Below are 18,709 nucleotides of genomic sequence, written 5' to 3'. Positions count from 1 at the left end.
TTAATTTGAAATGAAAAGATATATTGTTTACATAAAAAGCTTTGTTTTGCTAGTGATAGTGGCTTTTTTGTACGGGTTTGGTTCTCAGAGAAATGGAGCTAAGTTGGTGCAGGAACCTATCGTGGAATTTGCAAACGGAGCAAATTTGTTTCTTTCTCATGAAATGGTTAATAAATTGTTAATACAAAATATTGGGGAGCTTAAAAACCAGCCAAAATCCTTAATAAATTTACATGAGTTGGAAAGTGTTGTGTTTCAGAATCCACTTGTTGAAAAGGTGAAAGTCTTTATGTCAATAGATGGTGTTGTAAAAACAGTGATTACACAACGTACCCCTATAGCGAGAATTCATAGCGGAGAGGATGTTTACTATCTTGATAAGCAGGGTGTTAAAATGCCTTTATCTGTGAATTATTCTGCTAGAGTTTTGCTGGTTTCAGGTAATGTTGTTGAGGAGGATTTAGCGTCTATTTATAGTCTTGTGACTAAAATAAACGACGATAGGTTTTTGTCAAATCTAATCGTTGGTGTGCATAAAAAATCCGTCAACAATTACGTACTAAGAACTAGAAAATATGATCAAGAGATTCAAATTGGAAAAATTGAAGATTTGAATGTTAAGTTTAAAAAATTAGAGGCTTTTTACAACGAAGTAATTCAGAGTAATGAGTTGGAAAAATATAAATCGATTAATTTAAAATTCAACAACCAGGTTGTTTGTACAAAGAATTAAATTATGGAAAAAAAGACTTTCTCAGTTGGATTAGATATTGGAACTACAAAAATTGTAGCCATTATCGGTTGCAAGAATGAATATGGGAAACTTGAGATTTTAGGAATTGGAAAGGCAAAAAGTCTGGGGGTAAAAAGAGGTGTTGTAAACAATATCACCCAAACTATTTTATCTATCCAGCAAGCTGTTGAAGAAGCAGAAAATGTTTCTGGTTACGATATCAATGATGTAGTGGTAGGAATTGCCGGACAACATATCCGTAGTTTACACCATAGTGATTATATCACAAGAGATGATGCAGATAGAGTGATTGATGAGTCTGATATTAATGATTTGATCAACCAAGTACATAAATTGGTGATGTTACCGGGGGAAGAGATTATTCATGTATTGCCACAAGATTTTAAAGTAGATAGCCAAGAGCATATCAAAGAAACAATTGGTATGTATGGTGGTAGATTGGAAGCAAATTTTCATGTGGTTGTTGGACAGGTTTCTTCCATAAAAAATATTGGTCGTTGTGTTAAAAGTGCTGGCTTAGATTTGTCTGAGATTACTTTAGAGCCTTTAGCATCGGCATCAGCAGTTTTAAGTCAGGAAGAAAAAGAAGCCGGAGTAGCTTTGATTGATATAGGTGGTGGTACCACAGATCTTGCCATTTTTAAAGATGGAATTATTCGTCATACAGCGGTAATTCCTTTTGGAGGAAATGTTATCACAGAGGATATCAAAGAAGGATGTGCGATTATTGAAAAGCAAGCAGAACTTTTGAAAGTAAAGTTTGGGTCAGCATGGCCTGGAGAAAATAAAGAAAATGAAATTGTTTCTATTCCTGGATTGAGAGGAAGAGAACCAAAAGAAATAACATTAAAGAATTTATCAAAAATTATTCATGCAAGAGTAACGGAGATAATAGAGCAAGTGTACTTAGAGATTAAAAACTATGGACATGAAACTCAAAAAGGAAAACTAATAGCAGGAATTGTTTTGACTGGCGGGGGCGCTCAGGTAAAACATTTAAAGCAGTTGGTAGAATATATTACAGGAATGGATACCAGAATTGGTTATCCGAACGAGCATTTGGCAGGAGGTTCTGATGAAACTTTAAGTAGCCCAACATTTGCAACCGCAGTTGGTTTGCTTATGGAAGGTTTGGAAAAGCAAGAAAAGAAAGAGAGAGCAGAAGTTCCGCAACGTGAGCAATTTAATTTAGGAGGAGAAGACGATGTTGAGGAAGAAGTTGTTTCAGAGGAAAGTCAAGAACAAGAAAATGAGGAGCCTAAGGCGGAGCCAATAGTACCTCCAACACCAAAGAAGTCAATTTTCGAGAAATTCTCTGAGAGATTTAGAGATTTTTTAGATAACGCAGAATAGCAGAAAAAGAAAAAAATAACCATTTAATCGTCAAAAAGAACCCGTTATTATGAGCAGCACAGAATTCGATAACATTTCATTTGATATGCCAAAGTCACAATCTAACACAATAAAAGTTATTGGTGTAGGTGGTGGTGGAAGCAATGCTGTAAACCACATGTTTCAGCAAAATACAAAAGGGGTGGATTTTGTCATTTGTAACACAGATGCACAAGCCTTGGAAAATAGTCCAATCCCAAATAAAATACAACTAGGAGTTTCTTTAACCTCTGGACTTGGTGCAGGTGCCAATCCGGATGTAGGAGAAGAGGCTGCCAAAGAAAGTTTGGAGGAAATTAGAAGCATCCTTACAACGCAAACAAAAATGGTTTTCATTACCGCTGGAATGGGTGGTGGTACTGGTACAGGAGCTGCTCCAATCATTGCTAAGATTGCAAAAGATATGGATATCCTTACTGTAGGTATTGTTACAATGCCTTTTCAGTTTGAGGGAAGAATGCGTACGCAGCAAGCTCAAAAAGGAGTAGACGAATTGCGTCAGAATGTAGATTCTTTAATTGTTATCAATAACAACAAACTTAGAGAAGTATATGGAAACTTAGGTTTCAAAGCAGGGTTCTCAAAAGCTGACGAGGTGCTGTCAACGGCTTCAAGAGGAATTGCTGAAGTAATTACACATCACTACAAGCAAAATATTGATTTACATGATGCAAAAACTGTTTTATCTAACAGTGGTACTGCTATTATGGGGTCAGCGAAAGAAGCGGGAACAAACAGAGCTAAAAATGCGATTGTAAAAGCTTTAGATTCACCTTTATTAAATGATAATAAAATTACTGGAGCTAAAAATGTTCTGCTACTAATTATTTCTGGTAAGGTAGAAGTTACTTTGGATGAGATTGGAGAAATCAATGATTTTATTCAAACGGAAGCTGGTTATGATGCTAATATTATTATGGGTGTCGGTGAGGATGACGATTTAGAAGATGAAATTTCTTTAACTGTTGTGGCTACTGGTTTTGCTGCAGATCAACAAGGGACAATTTCTGATATTGAAGTTAAAAAAGTGATTCACACTTTAGAGGATGAACAAAAAGCTATTTATAGTTTTGAAGAGAAAAATTCTTTAAAAAATCAGATATTAAATAGACAAAAAGAGGTTCCTGTAGAGGATAGTAAAATTGTTTATGAACTAGGTGAGGAAGAAGAAGAAGTTCCAAATCAGATTGTGAAAACTACAAACCTTATTCAGAATTTAGATGTTGAGTTTGAAGAAATAAAATCAGATAAAATTTTACATGACCTTTCTGATTTTTCAGAAGAAGATTTTGAAATTAAGGAGGTGACTTCTGAAAAGGAACCAGCATTAACAAAGCAAGAAGAATATATTGAAGAAAAGCCAGTTCAAATGGATCTTTTATTTGATATAGATGTAGTAGGGGCTGAGGAAGTGAAGGCCGAAGTAGAAGAATCTAAGCCAACAGAAGAACCTGTCTATTTTAGTTTAGATGACAGTGTAGAAGATTTTATCAACGGAATTGAAGTAGTAGATCATGAGGTGGTAAAACCTGTTGTTGCTGAAACTCCGAAAGAGGAGGAGATTAAACGATTTACGCTAGAGGATACGATTGAAGAAGAAAAAAAGCCATTGGATATCAATGAAATTGAAGTTCATGGTCATATTGAAGTTAAGGCAGAAGAGCCACAAACGATTCGTTATAGTTTAGAGGATTTTGACATTCAGCCAACGATAAAAAATGCCTCTACTTTTGATATTAATAATATAAAGGTGGTGGATCATGAAGAGGTGAAACCTGTTGCTGTTGAAGCTCCCGTTGATGAAGAGTTAGAAATAACTCTTAAGAAACAAGAAGAGGTGGTTGTAGATGATATGGAAGTAATTGGAGCGAAAGAGGTAAGTCCTTTGGATGCTACAATTTCAGAAATTCAACAAACTGCAAACAGTAGGAGAGAAAAAATGAAAAAATTCAATTATAAGTTTAACAACAATGTTCCACAAAACATTGAGGATATAGAAAAAGTACCGGCTTATAAAAGAAATGGTGTGGATTTGGATGATGTGAATTCTTCTGATACAACTCAATCTAGAACAACATTAAGTATCGATGATAATGACGAAATTCAATTGAGGTCTAATAATTCATTTCTACATGATAATGTAGATTAAGAAATTTACCCCTACAGATTAAAATGCCCGCTATATAGCGGGTTTTTTATTTTATTGGATATGTGAATTGTTTATATTTACGGTCGCATTAAGAAAAGTTTTAATAGTATAATTAAAGAGATAGAAAATGAGTTTACAAAAAGAATTAATGGTCAAGTTAAAAGAAGCGATGAAATCAAAAGATACGGTTGCTTTAGAATCGTTAAGAGCTGTTAAATCGGCAATTTTATTGGCACAAACAGAAAGTGGAGCCAAAGAAGAGTTGACTCAGGATCAAGAATTAAAACTGGTTCAAAAATTAGTAAAGCAACGTAAAGATAGCGCCGCTTTATTTTCAGAACAAGGAAGAGAAGATTTAGCTGCTCCAGAATTGGCACAAGCTGAGGTGATTGGTCAGTTTTTACCTGAGCAAATGAGTGAGGAGGCGATAAAAGAAGCAGTGGCAGCTATTATTTCTCAAACGGGTGCTTCTAGTATGAAAGATATGGGTAAAGTGATGGGAATGGCTTCAAAACAATTGGCTGGAAAAGCAGACGGTAAAACAATTTCTGTGGTGGTCAAACAGTCGTTGTCATAAATTATTAATGGCCGCGTGGCGCAACTGAATAGCGCATCAGATTTCGGCTCTGAGGGTTGGGGGTTTGAATCCCTTCGCGGTCACTTAAAAAAAACTCTCTAGATGTTGTTATCTAGAGAGTTTTTTGCTCAAATAACCATGGAGGACATACCTTATTTGAATAGTGTTTTTAGTTCCTTTCTTATTTGTACCCATTCTCTTTCACTGGTATTTTCTTGAGTGATTTCAAAAAGTTTGTAAAAAGAATTTCTCACTTGTGTTCTCACGTTATTTTGTTGGGTGTAAATATCAATCAGCTCTGCCTGTGGTGCATATTTGTTGTTTAAAGTTTTACTCTTAGAAAAAGAAAGTTCTTGAGCAACCTTTAACTGGTTTTTATAGTCTTCGATAAAAGCATCAAATGTGGATATTATTTTTTCTTTAGCAGTTGGGGTAGCCCTAGTTTTATTAATTTCATCTTTAAAAGCAATGACAAACTCTTTTAGCTTTTCTACATCTTTTTTATGCTTTTTTAATTGTTTCTTTTTTTTCTTTGCAGAAATTGTGTTGCTTTTTTCAAGAATCAAAACCCATTCATTGTCCGTTAAGGAATCCTGAACCAAGAGTCTGCTAGCTACCATATACCGCTGTAGTTTTTTTCTTGTTACTAGATTTTCATCTACAATAATTTTTATGTCATTTAAGCTGACCAAGTCTTTGTTCAATAGTTTTTTTACCTTCTTTTCATTTTTCTCATAATTTTTTTGATAAGCTTTGATCTCAGATTTCGCCTCCTTCATAATTTTCAACACATAGGTTTTTCTGTTGTTGTCTTTTACATTGTGTTTAATTTCTTTGACGATATCCGTGGCCATGAATATTTGTTCGGGACCATTGATCAATATAGTGCTTAGAAGAGAAATTAGTATAAATATCATAATAGCAATTTTTAGATTTTTTTAATTTTGGATATTCATGTTTGCTTTGGTAGTTATTAGTTGAACAGCTCCTTTGACAATCTCAATGTCGATGGTTTTGAATTTCCCGATTACTTCACCGTCCAATTGCAGCAAGCGAGGTTCTTTAAATTTCAAAGTGGCACTTTCTGTAACGAGGGTTTTACTTTGTTGATAGGTGTAAAACTTTTCATTAAAAGCAGAGAGTCCGGCTTTGATCAGAGAGGTCATGTCTAATTGTTCCATCAAAACAATTTCGAATTTACCATCCATCGGGTTGCCAATTAAATTCAAAGGAACTCCGGTTCCATATTTTCTAGAATTGCAAATCGCTGCCATAAAAACGGAACCTTTTATGTGTTCTTTAGGAGTACTTACTTCAATATCAAAATTTTCAAAGTTTTGTAATTCTTCTAAAAAATATTTGGCATAGGTAATCATGCCTCGGTTGGGGTCTTTTTCATAGGCATTTACTATGTTAGCATTCAAACCAACATCACCAATATGCATGCTATAATATTCCTTGTTTACCTTTAAAAGATCTAAGCCATAAATCATTTGAGAAAGTAGGATATCTTTTAAAGCTTGGATCGGTTCTGGCTGAACATAAAGTTCGGTTGCCATACCATTGGCAGAACCTAGTGGGATAATTCCCATTGGGATATTTTTATTTAAAAGAGAGATTGCGGTAAACAAAGTGGTTCCATCGCCTCCAACAGAGGCAACCCTATCTGGTTTAAAATCATCTAGGATTTTACTTAGTTTGAGTGCATCCTGTTCTCCCGTGGTTTTAAATACAAGAAAATTAATCCCGTAAAAAGAACACAGTTCCTTTGCTTCCTCTAAAAAAGGTTCCTTATCTACATCACCCGAGATTGGATTCACAATAAATAATAGTTTCATAGTAGCTTTGGGTTAAAGGATTCGTTCTTTTTGAAATAATGTGCATTAACTCCTGTGTTTTTGAGAAGCTGCCAGTTTTTAAGTTTTTCTGAATTTACTGTTTTTTTTGTTTGTCTGATAAAGATACTAGAGATTTGGTTTGGAAATTTTTTTGCTACATCAGTATAAATTTCTACATCTTTTTGAGAATCGTCTCCCACTAAAATAAATTCTTTGTTTGGTGAAAGGGTTATGATTTTTTCAATGGTGTTTTTTTTGAAATCAAGCTCCTTTTGGTTTTTGATAAGTTTTTTTAAGCTAAGATAAGGAGTAAGCAATAGAATCCCTTTAGGTAAATCATTGGAAATAAGAAATTCACTGATTATTTTAAATAAGTTTGTTTCACTTTTAGAAACGTAAAAATATCTTGGGTTTTTGTCTTTATAAGCTAGAAATAATTCTTGGGTAAAAGTTACCACTCCTCTTTTATGTGGTGGTTTGAATAAAGTCGTATAAATTCTTTTTGGTGCCGATTTGGTATGAGAATGTAAAATAGTCTCGTCGAGATCAGAAATAATAGCGAGCCTTTTAGAGGTATCAGGAAAATAAGTTGGATAAGTTTGGAGGGGTGTTATTTCTTGAAGGGTGTCACAATTTATAATGACGGGAGTTTTAATGATTTTATGTGTAGTAAGCAATGTGAAATATCCATGTGCATCCGTTTTGGTGATAAATTCGTTAGAATCAGAAACAACTTTTATTTGTTTGTTTGCAAAGGTTTTTTTTTGATATGATTTTAGAACATACTTTGCATTTTTAATGGCTTTGGTGGCGTGCTTTTGTTTTTTATCTGAGTAGAGTATGGTCCCAGAAATCCAAGTTTCTTTTGAGAATTCAATCACCGAAAATTGCCAGATTTTAGGCATAACATTTTTTTTATACAATTTAGTGTTTCTAAATTACATGTGCATATCGAAAAATAAAAATTGTTTCAAACTAAAAAATCCTCACATTGACCTGTGAGGATTTTAAAAGTTTTATGTTTTTTTTAGAATTCAAATTTTACGTAGTTATCACCATTTGGCAAACCATTGGTTACATATAAAATGGGTTTTCCTGTTTTTGGAATTTCCATAATAACGCTTTCTATAGTTTGCGTAATGGAGCCTTCTTCATTGATCCTTATAGGCTTGGTGCTTTTTAAATTTTTTATTCCTTGCGTAGTTATCGTTTGATGGTTTTCAGCTAAAACACTGGCTGCTTTTTCTAATCTTTCAACTGTTTTAGCTGTTGAAGGCTGAGTTGATGTTATGTCTCTTACTTTGTTTGCGTTTTTGTTTAGGGTATGATTTGTATGAACGGTGTACCCTTCTTGAAAGTTCGATACATCATATACATTTCCGTTTCCGGTAACCTCAAATGAAATGACTTTATCTCTATCGCCAATCATGTAATTCATGGCTTGAGCAGAAGGAACACTTTGTAAATATTCTTTAGCTTCTTGAATGTTTTTTGTTTCTAGAATTTTTCTGTTGTTAAAGGCTACAGGAAGTCCGTTGTGGTTTCTTTCTAAGTCCACTAAAATATTACAACCAACAGCTACTCCATAATTATTCACACCGTTTTGTGCGAATATACCTGCAAAACTTGTTTGCATGATTTCTACCTTTTTTTCGGTATCGATAATTTTTGACACGACTACTTTGTTGGAAAAAATTAACATCAAATCATTGTTATGAGTCACAAAGTTTGGTTTGTCTGTTCTCCCAAAAACTCCTGTGGTTGTGCAGTGTGCTATTTGTTCTATACTTGGTTTATGTTCCATTAAAAAAGCAATGTATTCATCAAAACTATTGTAAAGAAACAACGTTTTTAAATCAACATCTGACCCTTCGGCCATTCCTGTAAGTTCTGAATACAAATCAGGAGTAAAGGTTTTTACATCTTGTAAATAATTTGTTTTTTGAATGAAGTCAGTAGCCATTTCTTTGCTGTTTTTATAGTCAGAATTAGAAATGACCCAAGTGTCAAAATCTATCATTGATTTTTGAATTACTTCTTTCAAAGCCACTCCGTGTTGGTAGCCTTTTGCAAATGGTGTTTTTCCATCAATAGTTAGATAATATATTCCGTCGTGTTTTGTTACTTCTGGAATTTTAATGTCTTCTTTTACTGTTGTTGTAAAGCCTGTAATCAAAAGAACGATTACGGCAATTAAAGTAGTTTTTGTGATGTTTGAATTTTTCATGAGTTGAGTTTTTAATGTTCCTGTTCATTTATAACAGCGTAAAAAAAACAAAACCCCCTAAATATTATTTAGAGGGTTTTAAATTTATCATGAAATTTTTACAGTTGGAAGTATACTAAGGATCAGTTATGATTTGAAGAAAGATTAATGGGATATCATTTTTTTGATAGCGTTTCTAATGGCTTCCCATTCTTGATCGGTAGTGTTTTCTTTTGCGATTTTAAAAAAGGAGTGAAAAGATTCATGAACCTCTAAGCGGACTTGGTTTTTTTGGTTGATTATATTTTCAAGCATTTCTTTGGTAGCATTTTTATCCCTCAACACAGCATTTTTTGAATACGTATATTCTTGATTGTATTCAAATTGTTCTTTGATCTCTTTCATAAAAACACCAAAAGCTTGTTTGATAATTTCTTTTTTTTCTGAAGAGGTAATGATTTCATCGACTTTGAATTTAGTTTTTTGCAAAAGATCTTCAAAAGCCTCTTTTTCTTTTTGGAGAGATTTTTTATTCTTTTTAGTTCTTTTTTCAGTGGGTTCTAAAGCCAGGGATATGATTTTATCCCATTCGTTTTGTTTCAACTCCTCTTGAATTTTTAAGCGCAAGGAAATTAATTTTGTGTGCATTTCTTTGGAAGCGTTGAAGTCGTTAAAAATAATAGACTTCACTTCTTCAGAAGAAATATGATCTTTGCTCAATGATTTTTTTAAAGACTTTAAATACTTTTTATGAGTTTTTCTATTGGCTTTGATTTCCGTTTTACCCTCTTTCATCCATGCCACCACTTTGTCTTTTCTATCTTCATCCTCAACATGTTTTTTTATTTGTTCCATAACTTCGGGAACCATGAAAATCTCGTCAGAATCAGAACCAAAAATTTGTATCAACAATGTGATCAATAAATAGGTCATAAAAAATTATTTAATAAATTGCATATGCTAAAATAAACGATACACTTTACATATGGACAAAAAGAATGTAACTAAAATTTTAAATGATAGTTCTTTAGAACGTAGAGATGCTCAATTATATCCTTTGGTGTATGACAATTTACATTTGATTGCAGAAAAGTTATACGCAAGAGAAAAAAAAGGACACACCTTACAGCCGACTCTTTTGGTGAATGAAGCTTATATGAGTTTGGTAGATCAGGATCATATAGATTGGAAAGGGCGTTCTCATTTTTTTGCGGTGGGTGCGCAGGCAATTCGCAGGATTTTGGTAGATCATGCGCGTAAAAAAAATGCGAATAAACGTGGTGCCGGGGCGCAGCGTATTGATTTAGAGGAAGGAATTGCGTATACTCCAGAAAAGGAAGGCAATCTTTTGGATATCGATGAGGCTTTAGAGCATTTAGAACGAGTTCATGAAAGACAAGCGAAAGTAGTAGAATTGAAATTTTTTGGAGGAATGAAAATGCAAGAGATCGCGGATGAATTGGGAGTTTCAATAAAAACAATTGAAATCGACTGGAAAGTTGCGAAAGCTTGGTTAAAGAAATTTATGCAAAGTGATATATGAATGATCAAAGCTTACATGAAAAATCATCAGAAATATTAGCGAAGGTTTTAGATTTACCCTTTCAAGAAGCGATCAAAAAAATTAATGAGCTATCTGAATCGGATGAACAACTAAGAAAAGAGACCTTAGCCTTGTATAATGAAATCTATGCAGAAGAAGTAGAAAAAGACAATAACACCGACGAGACGACTTTTACCAAAACAAAATTAATCGGAAGGAAAGACTCTGTTTTTCGTTCTAAGGTTGTAAGCAGTTGGACCAAAAACTTATTTGGGAACAAAAGAAATAGATTAATTTTAGTCATCTTTTTTTTACTTCTTCTTTTAAGTGGAGGGATTTTATCTGGAGGGTATATTCGAAATAATATCCTAGCTTCTGAAAAGGAAGAAAAAATAGCACTTATCAATACAACCACTGAAATATTTCAACGTTGGTTGCAGTATGAAAAAGAAAAAATCAAAAGTTTTGCCGAGCAAGAAACCATAGTACGTTTTTCTAAATCAATCGATAGTTTAGAAAATTTAGATGAAAGCTATCAACTACTTCGAGGTTCTAAAACAGCTGTAGAAGTAACAAAGTGGCTTAAAAAAAATAAAAAATCCAGTGGATATGGAATTATTTCCTTGTTGAGTAATAGCAGCCCTAAAGATTTGTTAAGTACTTCCATTGTAGATTCTACAGGTGTTACCAAGATGTTTGGTGCAGATTTGGGAGAGATTATATATAAAGATTATTTGAGGGCTCGTACCGGTGAGGTGGTGTTTATACCACCTATCAATAATTTAGATTTGATAAATAATTATGACAAGGGAGTAGAGAAACAAGCTTGGATTAATTTTTTGTGCCCTGTGTTTGATGAAAATGGAGAAGTTAAAACCATACTGTGTGGTTCTTATTTAGCAATTAAGGGATTTTCAAATATTTTAAAAGTTTCTAAACATGGTGCAACAAGTGAAACTTATGCTTTTAATGAAGATGGTAAAATGCTGTCTTCTAGCAGGTTTACGGAGCAATTAAGAAACACTCATTTGTTGGAATTTGATGCCAATGCCGAAACCATTTATAATATAGATTTAAGAGACCCAGGAGTAAACGTCATGAAAGGCGCAACTCCCAGACTTCAAAAAGTAGCGCAACCTTATACTGAAATTGTTGAAATGGCTCTCAATCGTATCAAGGCAAACGACAGCACCTTTACTGGAGCAATTATGGAACCTTATAGAGATTACAGAGGAATAGAGGTTATTGGAGCTTATGTTTGGTTGCCTGAATATAATTTTGGAATCATTACCGAGGAGGATTATGAGGAGGCTTTAGCTTCGTTGATGTATTTTAAATATACATTTATTGTATTTTTTACTGTGATACTACTATTATCATTTTTGTTATTCAATTCAAATGTAAGAATCGCTAGAATCGGTAAAAAAGTTGATGATTTTAGTGTGTTGGGGCAATATAAGCTTAAAGAGAAATTGGGAGAAGGAGGTTTTGGACAAGTTTTTAAAGCCGAACATACATTTTTGAAAACACCTGTTGCGATCAAAGTTTTAAAAACAGAATTTGTCAATACAGATATGTTAGAGCGATTTGAAAAGGAAGTAAAAATCACCTCTTCTTTATCGCATCCGAATACGATAAAAGTTTACGATTACGGAACCACTGACGATAATAATTTTTATTATGTCATGGAATACTTAAATGGAATTTCTTTAGATAAAGTGGTGAATATGAATGCTGATATTCCATTGGCAAGAGGAATTTATATTTTGTATCATCTGTGTTTATCATTAAAAGAAGCCCATGAAAAAGGATTGGTTCATAGAGATATAAAACCTATGAATGTAATGCTATGCGATCAAGGAGGTGCTTTTGATTTGGTGAAATTGTTAGATTTTGGTTTGGTGAAAGAAGTAGATACTTCAATTTCACAACAAACTCAAATCAACAGAATTGGAGGAACACCTATGTTTATGGCCCCAGAACGTATTAGAGACCCTTTTAATGCAGATCAACGTGTCGATATTTATTCCATTGGTGCACTGGGAATGTATTTGTTTAGTGGACAGTATTTGTTAGAATTGATTTCTCAAAAAATGTTGTCGGGAGAACAAACGTTGCAAGGTGATTTTAGAAGTCAATTGATAGAAAGAAAAGATATACCTACCGATTTGAGTAATTTTTTAGGAGAATGTATTCGATTTGATCCTAACAAACGACCTGAATCTATTGATGTACTAATTGCTTTTTTTGAAGAAAAAAATAAAGAATACCCATGGACAAGACAAGATGCTAAAAACTGGTGGAATACCTACGATGTATATTCTTAATTAGGGTTTTTTCACAAAATTTACGCTGTTAGTAATAACAACAATTTACTCTTTGTCTATGGAAATATTATCACTTTTAAAGCGAAGCATTTATCATGCTAATTTTAACGAAGATTTTTTGTTTCAACATCAGTTGAATCCAAACATCCTTGTCTTTGCGGTTATGGATGGCTGTTCTTCTGGACGGGATAGTCATTTTGTGTCTGGGATGTATGCAAAATCAATATATAAAACCTGCCGAGTACTTCCTCAAATGAAAGAAATTTTAGACGATTTTGATTTAGAGACCATGGCTCCAAATGAAATAGGGGAATACATTCTAAGTCAATTATTTCAAGATTTGAAAAAAGCTAAGAAATTATTTTTTCTTCAGTTGGAAGAAGTGTTGGCAACACTTAATTTACTGGTTTTAGATACAAAAAATAAAACAGCTTCGATTCATATGAGTGGTGATGGGATTTTTTCAGTGAATGGAAAAATCACAGAGATAGATCAAAACAATGTGCCTAATTTTTTAGGCTATCATTTGGCCGATTCTTTTGAGAATGTGTTAGAAAACGATATCCAAAGTTGGTGTTTTGATAAGGTAGAGGATATTGCAATAGCTACAGATGGACTTTTGAAATTGACGCATAAAACTTCTAAAATAAATCCTTTAGAATTGTTTTTAAATGAAAAATCAACGAAAAATAACAAACGTTATTTTGAAGAAAGTTATGCTGATCTTATCGATAAAAAATTTATTGCAGGGGATGATATAGCCATCATTCGATGCGTTATTTAGGTCGGATGACCATTTCAACCTCCACAAATTTAAAAACAGGAATTAGTTGGTTTTTAAGTTTTTCTTGAATGCCACCAAATGAGGTTAGTGAAATGGTTTCTGTGTTTGGATTTAAATAGATAACAATTAAATACCCAGAGCCAACCTTTGAAATATACGTTTCATAAGATATTCCTTTAGAAATAACTTTTTCAATCGTAGTTTCAATAAGTATCTTGTCCTCCTTGTTTTGTAGGGTTCCCCCGCTTAATTCAATAAATGCATCTTTGATAATTTTTAAGGGGCTTTGAATCATAATCAAACACATTAATATTACGATGATGGAATCTCCTATGAAGATCATAAAATCAATTTTTGATCCAATAGAAATAAATGAGAGTAAAAAAAAGGCAAATCCAGTAACTGAAGTTAGAATACCATCAACTTTTGCACTTTCAGCTTCTACAAGTAACAGGCTGCTTTTATGGTTCGTTTTCTGATTTTGCTTTTTAAAGTAGTATAACAGTGCAAAGGTCATCACCAACACAAATCCTACATAATAATAAATGGGTGTCATTACGATAGGTGTAATTTTTTCTCCTTGAAAAAAGTTGATAATTTTTAGGGTGTTTTGAGAGAGCGCCATGACGATGATTCCTAGGATTAATAATCCTTTAGAAAGCACAAAGGCAGCTTCATAAACAAATTGACCATAAGGGAAAACTGCTGTTTTTTTGTGTTTGTGTTTGGAAATATAAATAGCTAAAAGAGTTGCAAAACCCAAAGCAAAAGAAAAGTTTCCATCCATTAACATTGCTTCAGATCCGGTATATTGATAGGTAACCCAACCGGCAATGGCGAATACAAGATTTGCCATGACAGTAATCCAAAGAGTTTTATTTTCAATTTTTTGAATGTCCATAAATATTAGTTGTTTCTTATTGATAATTGTTGACCTTCATCAAATGTACATACTATTAATAACAAACTCATTTGAAAAATATCAAATGAGTTTGAGAATAAGTAATTTTTTGACTAGAAAAACATTGTTAACCCAGCACTTACCGTATGGATTTTATCTTCAAATTTTCCGTTGTAATATCCTGTTACCTGCAATTTTGGAGTTAAAGAATATGCAGCAAATATTTCTTGTTCAAAACGATCATTTTTTTCATTATTGATGTCGTTCATTTTGTAAATTGGAGTGATCTGTGTAAAGAATTTTTCTGAAAAAACAATAGGTGTAATTACTTGAAAAGAGATTCCATGCAAAGCTGTATCCAAGGCAGGTGCTGGATTGTCGTATGTAGGTTTACCAGAGTATTGATACGATAAAATTGGGAAAAATTGAATGGTTTCTGAAGCCATTAAACCGACAGTGATACCGGGAGAAACTATAAATCTTCCAGATCCTAAGCCATCTTCAAAACTAGCTGTCGGAGCAAATATGTCTACGGAAGGACCAAAGGCACCCACAAATTTATCATAGTTTTTATAAGGTAGATAAAAATATCTTGCTCTAATATCACCAAAACCAGCTTTTTTTGTTTTGTCGTTGTATAAAATAGGAACTTCTGCCAATACCAAATGAGCTTCTGAGGGAGCTAAAGTCAGTTTTCCTCGGTATCCCATAATATTTTGATTCTCTCCGGCTGCAACTTCAAGTGTGTTGTCTATAAAAGAATAAAAGTTGGTTGGCTTTGAAGCGTCTATTTGTGCTTCTTAGTTTTCAGTGTTTTGTGCAAAAGAGATACCACTGATTAAGATAAATGCTAGGTAAATTAATTTTTTCATGATGTTAGATTTTTAATTTTAATGAGGCATTAAATTGTGCCTTCATTTACAATAGCGTAAGGATTGATGGAAAACCCAAATTCAAATTTATTTTTTTTTAAAATCACATCCTAGAATTTTTTTTAGGGGTTTAAGGAACTTCATACGCTATTATCAATAGAAAGATGAATTAACTTAAAATCTATTAAAATGAAAACTAAAATTTTTACACTAGTATTGGCACTGATTTCTTTTAGCGGTTTCCCACAACAAATAGAAGTTTTAAAAAAGGATAACAGTATTGAAAAAGTTTCGTATGATTCTTATACAATTGGATCGAGAAGTATCAAATTAAATTCCAAAGAAAAATTAGCTTATGAAGATGTCAAAAAAATCAGTACGGATTTTTTTGATGCCTATGAACGAGCAATGAAAAAATTAGGTAAAGAAAAATACAAACATATTGAAATCGAATTTACTGGAGATGAAAATATCTATGCTTTGCAGTTAGAAAAATTACAGTCCAAAAGATTAGGGATTGAAACGACCAGAGCAGCAGGTGGATTATTGACTTTAATAGGTGTTTTGTCTGGAGATAGACAATTAACTTCTGCAGGTTTGTTAACCTCATATATAGGAGACACTAATAGTATGGAAAACAACCAGAAATCCATTGCTGTACAAACCGAAATGTTGAAAGATTTGGATGAGAGAACTAAAGCAAATACTGAAGAAAAAACGGAGAAAGAAATATTGGAAGCAACATATGGAAAGGAAAATGTGGCACCTATTGAAACTTTATTGAATAGAAACTATAAAAAAGCAGAGGCTTTGGCAACGGTGGGCGAGCTAAGTGAAAATAAGGATTACCAATTAGCTGCTGTTTGGGTAAAAGCTTTGATTGCAAAAGAGCAGGGAAATACACAGAAAGTATCTGAAGAATATCAAAGGTTACTAGCTTTAGAAACTAATCTAACTTCAGAAAAAGAGTTAGAAAAAGAAATTCAAATATTGCTGAAGGAGTTAAATTCTTTAAGAGCCTAAAATCATAACAAGGATTATATAATCAAAGATCATTTTTCTAATAGAGAAATGACCTTTTGCATGAAAACTACTTTTTATTTGATACTTTTGGGTATTATGAAAAAGAATAGAATATTATTTTGTTGTTGTTTGTTGTGCCTTTTAATTCCTTCCGGGGTTTACTCACAACAGAAAGCATCTTCTCAGAAAAAAGAATTTTTTATTTTTCCAAAATTGGATAAAACTAAAAAAGAAAAATATTCGTTGATAAAACGCTCAATTTTACCTGTTAGTTTGATGGGAGCTGGTTTGCTGTTAAACCATAGTGCACTTGAAAAGCAATGGCAAGAAAAAATAAGAAATCATGTTGGGAATGATTATTATAATGATATTGATGACTATTTACCGTACCTACCAATACTACAAATGTATGGAGCCGATATTTTAGGTGTGGAAGCAAAGAACCACTGGTTTGATCAATCCAAAAATTTATTTATTGCCAATGGAGTTACGGCTGTGATTACCTATGTTTTAAAAAGAACTACTTCTAAAACAAGGCCAGAAGGTTCCGAGCATTCTTTCCCATCAGGTCATACTAGTTTTGCCTTTACCAATGCGGCGGTTTTAAGTAAGGAATTTGAAGATTCCTCTCCAGTTTTTGCTTATAGTGGTTATGCTTTTGCAGCAACTACAGGTGCCTTTAGGGTGGTAAATAACAAACATTGGGTTTCTGATGTGTTGTTTGGAGCCGGCTTAGGAATTTTTGTGACTGAAATGGTGTATTATTTTGAGCCTTTTAAATATTTCAATCCATTTATTGAAACTGAGGGGGTAACTTTAGTGCCTCAATTTGATTCAGATTCTTATGGGGTTTATTTTAGTTATGCTTTTTAGCTTATTTGTTGTTTAACATATTGTTCCATCGTTTGTCAATTTCATCTTGAAGAAATGGAATTTCAATCCCTACAACAAACTGCCATCTAGATTGTTGTAAACCTGAAACCTGATTTTCTACATTTTCTATGTCGGAACCAGGGAAATCAACAGGCTGTTCAAATTCTGAAGAACTATAAGAATAAGTAGCGCCTAAAATAAGTTGAATTGTTTTGATAGACATATCGATACCGAATCCAAAATGATTGAAGTCAGTTTTAAAATTTACATCTGTTTCCTCTCTTGAGAGTAAGTCGTAAATATTAGCATTTTTTTCAAAGGAAGAATAATCAGAGGAATAACTTAAGAATCCGCTAAATTTTGGGCTGATATAATATTCAATTCCGATCCCATAATTTATGACAGCTTTTCTCTCTTCCTCAAAAGAGAAAGTGGGTGCTGTTCCAAGTTCGCTCTCCAAGAGAGGGATTTCAATAGGCATATAGCTTTTTATCGCATTATTCCATTCGGTGTTCAAGTGTATTTTATGCTTCCCAATAGGGATTCCTGCTCCAAAAGAAACGGAAAGAGGTGTTTTTCTTTCTGCGTTTAGGTTTGAAAAATTATTATAAATAAAAATATCATCACCAGAGCCAATCCCTGCTAAAAACTCATTATAAATAAAACTCCCTGAAGTAGAAACCTCCAAATAGGGAAGGGTGATATTTACACCTAATTCTAGATTTTCTGTTTGATAGGCCCCTCCAATTTTCCAGAAGAAACCATAAGAATCCACAGCATAGGAAATTTCTTTATTGTAATTGGCAACCTGATCACTACTATGAAGAGCATTGTAGTTAAGTTCGCTAATTCCGGTGTTTTTGTAGGTAGAGAAAAATCCAGACACCCCAATGCTAAATTTCTCATTAATCAATCTGGCCCAGGAGCCCCCAATCCACTCGTCCCGAATAGAGTTGTTTAAGGTTACCCGACCGATGAATATTTCATCACCAGGAAATTCAGGAAGAATTTCATCCAACACCAATCCCGTTTCATAACTTAAAGAGGAATTCTCTCTGGATTTAGAAATAAAAGCATAAGCAAAATGACTTTTTTCCCATCTAGGAATTTTAAAAGTACCGGCAACCATAGAAGGAAGTCCTTGAAAGCTGGAGTTTTTTATCTTTTCATTTTCTCCAAAAGTATTGGTCAATTCTAACTGTTTTAATTCGTAGGTTTTTGCATTTATGGAAAAAGCAACATTATCCACTAAAGCAAGTCGCGCTGGGTTATAATAGGTCAACCCTAAATCAGAAACACTCCCTGTTACATTTCCATTTAATAGAATAGAGCGGTTACCATAATTTTCTTGTTTGTAATTTCCCTGAGCCAAACTATCGAATGAAACGAAAGAAATCAGAAATATAAGATAATATTGAACTAGTGCAAATTTCATGTTTGGTTTGGTTTTTGCGTTTTAGGAGACAGCTT

At 33.3% G+C, this 18,709-nt stretch carries 17 protein-coding genes and 1 tRNA gene; 10 read left to right on the top strand and 8 right to left on the bottom strand.

Annotation, left to right across the window (positions count from 1 at the left end; genetic code table 11):
* Positions 1-10: 10 nt before the first annotated feature.
* The 5 genes from P8H68_RS07460 to P8H68_RS07440 all read left to right on the top strand — a co-directional run bounded on the left by P8H68_RS07460 (position 11) and on the right by P8H68_RS07440 (position 4,955).
* Positions 11-733 (top strand): cell division protein FtsQ, encoded by a 723-nt coding sequence (locus P8H68_RS07460; RefSeq protein ID WP_300323003.1) that lies wholly within the window; start codon positions 11-13, stop codon positions 731-733.
* Positions 734-736: 3 nt separating this feature from the next.
* The gene (gene ftsA, locus P8H68_RS07455) at positions 737-2,107 is read left to right on the top strand and encodes a cell division protein FtsA (RefSeq protein WP_300323001.1); all 1,371 of its coding nucleotides are present in this window, start codon (positions 737-739) and stop codon (positions 2,105-2,107) included.
* 49 nt (positions 2,108-2,156) lie between these two features.
* Positions 2,157-4,295 (top strand): cell division protein FtsZ, encoded by a 2,139-nt coding sequence (ftsZ, locus tag P8H68_RS07450; protein WP_300322999.1) that lies wholly within the window; start codon positions 2,157-2,159, stop codon positions 4,293-4,295.
* 127 nt (positions 4,296-4,422) lie between these two features.
* Complete coding sequence (locus P8H68_RS07445) at positions 4,423-4,872, top strand: GatB/YqeY domain-containing protein (RefSeq protein ID WP_300322997.1); 450 nt, start codon at positions 4,423-4,425, stop codon at positions 4,870-4,872.
* 9 nt (positions 4,873-4,881) lie between these two features.
* Positions 4,882-4,955, top strand: a tRNA-Arg gene (locus P8H68_RS07440).
* A gap of 69 nt (positions 4,956-5,024) precedes the next feature.
* Here the strand turns inward: P8H68_RS07440 and P8H68_RS07435 are convergent.
* The 5 genes from P8H68_RS07435 to P8H68_RS07415 all read right to left on the bottom strand — a co-directional run bounded on the left by P8H68_RS07435 (position 5,025) and on the right by P8H68_RS07415 (position 9,849).
* Positions 5,025-5,789, bottom strand: a complete 765-nt coding sequence (locus P8H68_RS07435; protein ID WP_300322995.1) for a hypothetical protein — start codon at positions 5,787-5,789, stop codon at positions 5,025-5,027.
* 21 nt (positions 5,790-5,810) lie between these two features.
* Complete coding sequence (locus tag P8H68_RS07430; protein WP_300322993.1) at positions 5,811-6,710, bottom strand: diacylglycerol kinase family protein; 900 nt, start codon at positions 6,708-6,710, stop codon at positions 5,811-5,813.
* Positions 6,707-7,615 (bottom strand): App1 family protein, encoded by a 909-nt coding sequence (locus tag P8H68_RS07425; protein WP_300322991.1) that lies wholly within the window; start codon positions 7,613-7,615, stop codon positions 6,707-6,709. The genes P8H68_RS07430 and P8H68_RS07425 overlap by 4 nt, the downstream gene beginning before the upstream one ends.
* 122 nt (positions 7,616-7,737) lie before the next feature.
* Positions 7,738-8,937 (bottom strand): C45 family peptidase, encoded by a 1,200-nt coding sequence (locus P8H68_RS07420; protein WP_300322989.1) that lies wholly within the window; start codon positions 8,935-8,937, stop codon positions 7,738-7,740.
* 144 nt (positions 8,938-9,081) lie between these two features.
* Entirely contained in the window at positions 9,082-9,849 is a 768-nt protein-coding gene (locus P8H68_RS07415; protein ID WP_300322987.1) for a hypothetical protein, read from the bottom strand.
* A 52-nt stretch (positions 9,850-9,901) separates the two neighbouring features.
* Here P8H68_RS07415 and P8H68_RS07410 point away from each other — a divergent pair, with 52 nt between their 5' ends.
* Genes P8H68_RS07410 through P8H68_RS07400 form a run of 3 tightly spaced genes read left to right on the top strand, consistent with a single transcriptional unit; the run spans position 9,902 to position 13,570 of the window.
* Positions 9,902-10,459: a sigma-70 family RNA polymerase sigma factor gene (locus P8H68_RS07410; RefSeq protein ID WP_300322985.1), complete on the top strand. Its 558-nt coding sequence runs from the start codon at positions 9,902-9,904 to the stop codon at positions 10,457-10,459.
* Positions 10,456-12,786 (top strand): serine/threonine-protein kinase, encoded by a 2,331-nt coding sequence (locus tag P8H68_RS07405; RefSeq protein WP_300322983.1) that lies wholly within the window; start codon positions 10,456-10,458, stop codon positions 12,784-12,786. Before P8H68_RS07410 ends, P8H68_RS07405 begins: the two co-directional genes overlap by 4 nt.
* A 58-nt stretch (positions 12,787-12,844) precedes the next feature.
* Positions 12,845-13,570 (top strand): protein phosphatase 2C domain-containing protein, encoded by a 726-nt coding sequence (locus tag P8H68_RS07400; protein WP_300322981.1) that lies wholly within the window; start codon positions 12,845-12,847, stop codon positions 13,568-13,570.
* Here P8H68_RS07400 and P8H68_RS07395 read toward each other — a convergent pair.
* Positions 13,563-14,471: a cation transporter gene (locus P8H68_RS07395; RefSeq protein ID WP_300322979.1), complete on the bottom strand. Its 909-nt coding sequence runs from the start codon at positions 14,469-14,471 to the stop codon at positions 13,563-13,565. The genes P8H68_RS07400 and P8H68_RS07395 overlap by 8 nt on opposite strands.
* A gap of 113 nt (positions 14,472-14,584) precedes the next feature.
* The gene (locus P8H68_RS07390) at positions 14,585-15,181 is read right to left on the bottom strand and encodes a hypothetical protein (RefSeq protein ID WP_300322977.1); all 597 of its coding nucleotides are present in this window, start codon (positions 15,179-15,181) and stop codon (positions 14,585-14,587) included.
* A gap of 351 nt (positions 15,182-15,532) precedes the next feature.
* Between P8H68_RS07390 and P8H68_RS07385 the strand changes: the two genes are divergently transcribed.
* Both P8H68_RS07385 and P8H68_RS07380 read left to right on the top strand, forming a co-directional pair.
* Positions 15,533-16,366 (top strand): hypothetical protein, encoded by an 834-nt coding sequence (locus P8H68_RS07385; protein ID WP_300322975.1) that lies wholly within the window; start codon positions 15,533-15,535, stop codon positions 16,364-16,366.
* A 213-nt stretch (positions 16,367-16,579) separates the two neighbouring features.
* The gene (locus P8H68_RS07380) at positions 16,580-17,239 is read left to right on the top strand and encodes a phosphatase PAP2 family protein (protein ID WP_300322973.1); all 660 of its coding nucleotides are present in this window, start codon (positions 16,580-16,582) and stop codon (positions 17,237-17,239) included.
* Position 17,240: 1 nt separating this feature from the next.
* Here the strand turns inward: P8H68_RS07380 and P8H68_RS07375 are convergent, their stop codons facing one another.
* Positions 17,241-18,674 carry a hypothetical protein gene (locus P8H68_RS07375; protein WP_300322971.1) on the bottom strand — a complete coding sequence of 478 codons (1,434 nt, stop codon included), beginning with the start codon at positions 18,672-18,674 and terminating at the stop codon, positions 17,241-17,243.
* Positions 18,675-18,709 lie beyond the last annotated feature (35 nt).

This window comes from Flavicella sp. (assembly GCF_029238425.1).
GTDB lineage: Bacteria > Bacteroidota > Bacteroidia > Flavobacteriales > Flavobacteriaceae > Flavicella.
Note: the sequence above shows the minus strand (reverse complement) of the source record. Positions and strands in the feature narration are given on the sequence as shown.

Bases quoted from the DNA above. Each gene is read 5' to 3' on its own strand.
- ftsZ (WP_300322999.1), top strand. From the start codon at position 2,157: ATGAGCAGCACAGAATTCGATAACATTTCATTTGATATGCCAAAGTCA.
- P8H68_RS07445 (WP_300322997.1), top strand. From the start codon at position 4,423: ATGAGTTTACAAAAAGAATTAATGGTCAAGTTAAAAGAAGCGATGAAA.
- P8H68_RS07425 (WP_300322991.1), bottom strand. From the start codon at position 7,615: ATGCCTAAAATCTGGCAATTTTCGGTGATTGAATTCTCAAAAGAAACT.
- P8H68_RS07395 (WP_300322979.1), bottom strand. From the start codon at position 14,471: ATGGACATTCAAAAAATTGAAAATAAAACTCTTTGGATTACTGTCATG.
- ftsA (WP_300323001.1), top strand. From the start codon at position 737: ATGGAAAAAAAGACTTTCTCAGTTGGATTAGATATTGGAACTACAAAA.
- P8H68_RS07405 (WP_300322983.1), top strand. From the start codon at position 10,456: ATGAATGATCAAAGCTTACATGAAAAATCATCAGAAATATTAGCGAAG.
- P8H68_RS07410 (WP_300322985.1), top strand. From the start codon at position 9,902: ATGGACAAAAAGAATGTAACTAAAATTTTAAATGATAGTTCTTTAGAA.
- P8H68_RS07430 (WP_300322993.1), bottom strand. From the start codon at position 6,710: ATGAAACTATTATTTATTGTGAATCCAATCTCGGGTGATGTAGATAAG.
- P8H68_RS07420 (WP_300322989.1), bottom strand. From the start codon at position 8,937: ATGAAAAATTCAAACATCACAAAAACTACTTTAATTGCCGTAATCGTT.
- P8H68_RS07390 (WP_300322977.1), bottom strand. From the start codon at position 15,181: ATGGGATACCGAGGAAAACTGACTTTAGCTCCCTCAGAAGCTCATTTG.
- P8H68_RS07375 (WP_300322971.1), bottom strand. From the start codon at position 18,674: ATGAAATTTGCACTAGTTCAATATTATCTTATATTTCTGATTTCTTTC.
- P8H68_RS07400 (WP_300322981.1), top strand. From the start codon at position 12,845: ATGGAAATATTATCACTTTTAAAGCGAAGCATTTATCATGCTAATTTT.
- P8H68_RS07460 (WP_300323003.1), top strand. From the start codon at position 11: ATGAAAAGATATATTGTTTACATAAAAAGCTTTGTTTTGCTAGTGATA.
- P8H68_RS07385 (WP_300322975.1), top strand. From the start codon at position 15,533: ATGAAAACTAAAATTTTTACACTAGTATTGGCACTGATTTCTTTTAGC.
- P8H68_RS07435 (WP_300322995.1), bottom strand. From the start codon at position 5,789: ATGATATTTATACTAATTTCTCTTCTAAGCACTATATTGATCAATGGT.
- P8H68_RS07415 (WP_300322987.1), bottom strand. From the start codon at position 9,849: ATGACCTATTTATTGATCACATTGTTGATACAAATTTTTGGTTCTGAT.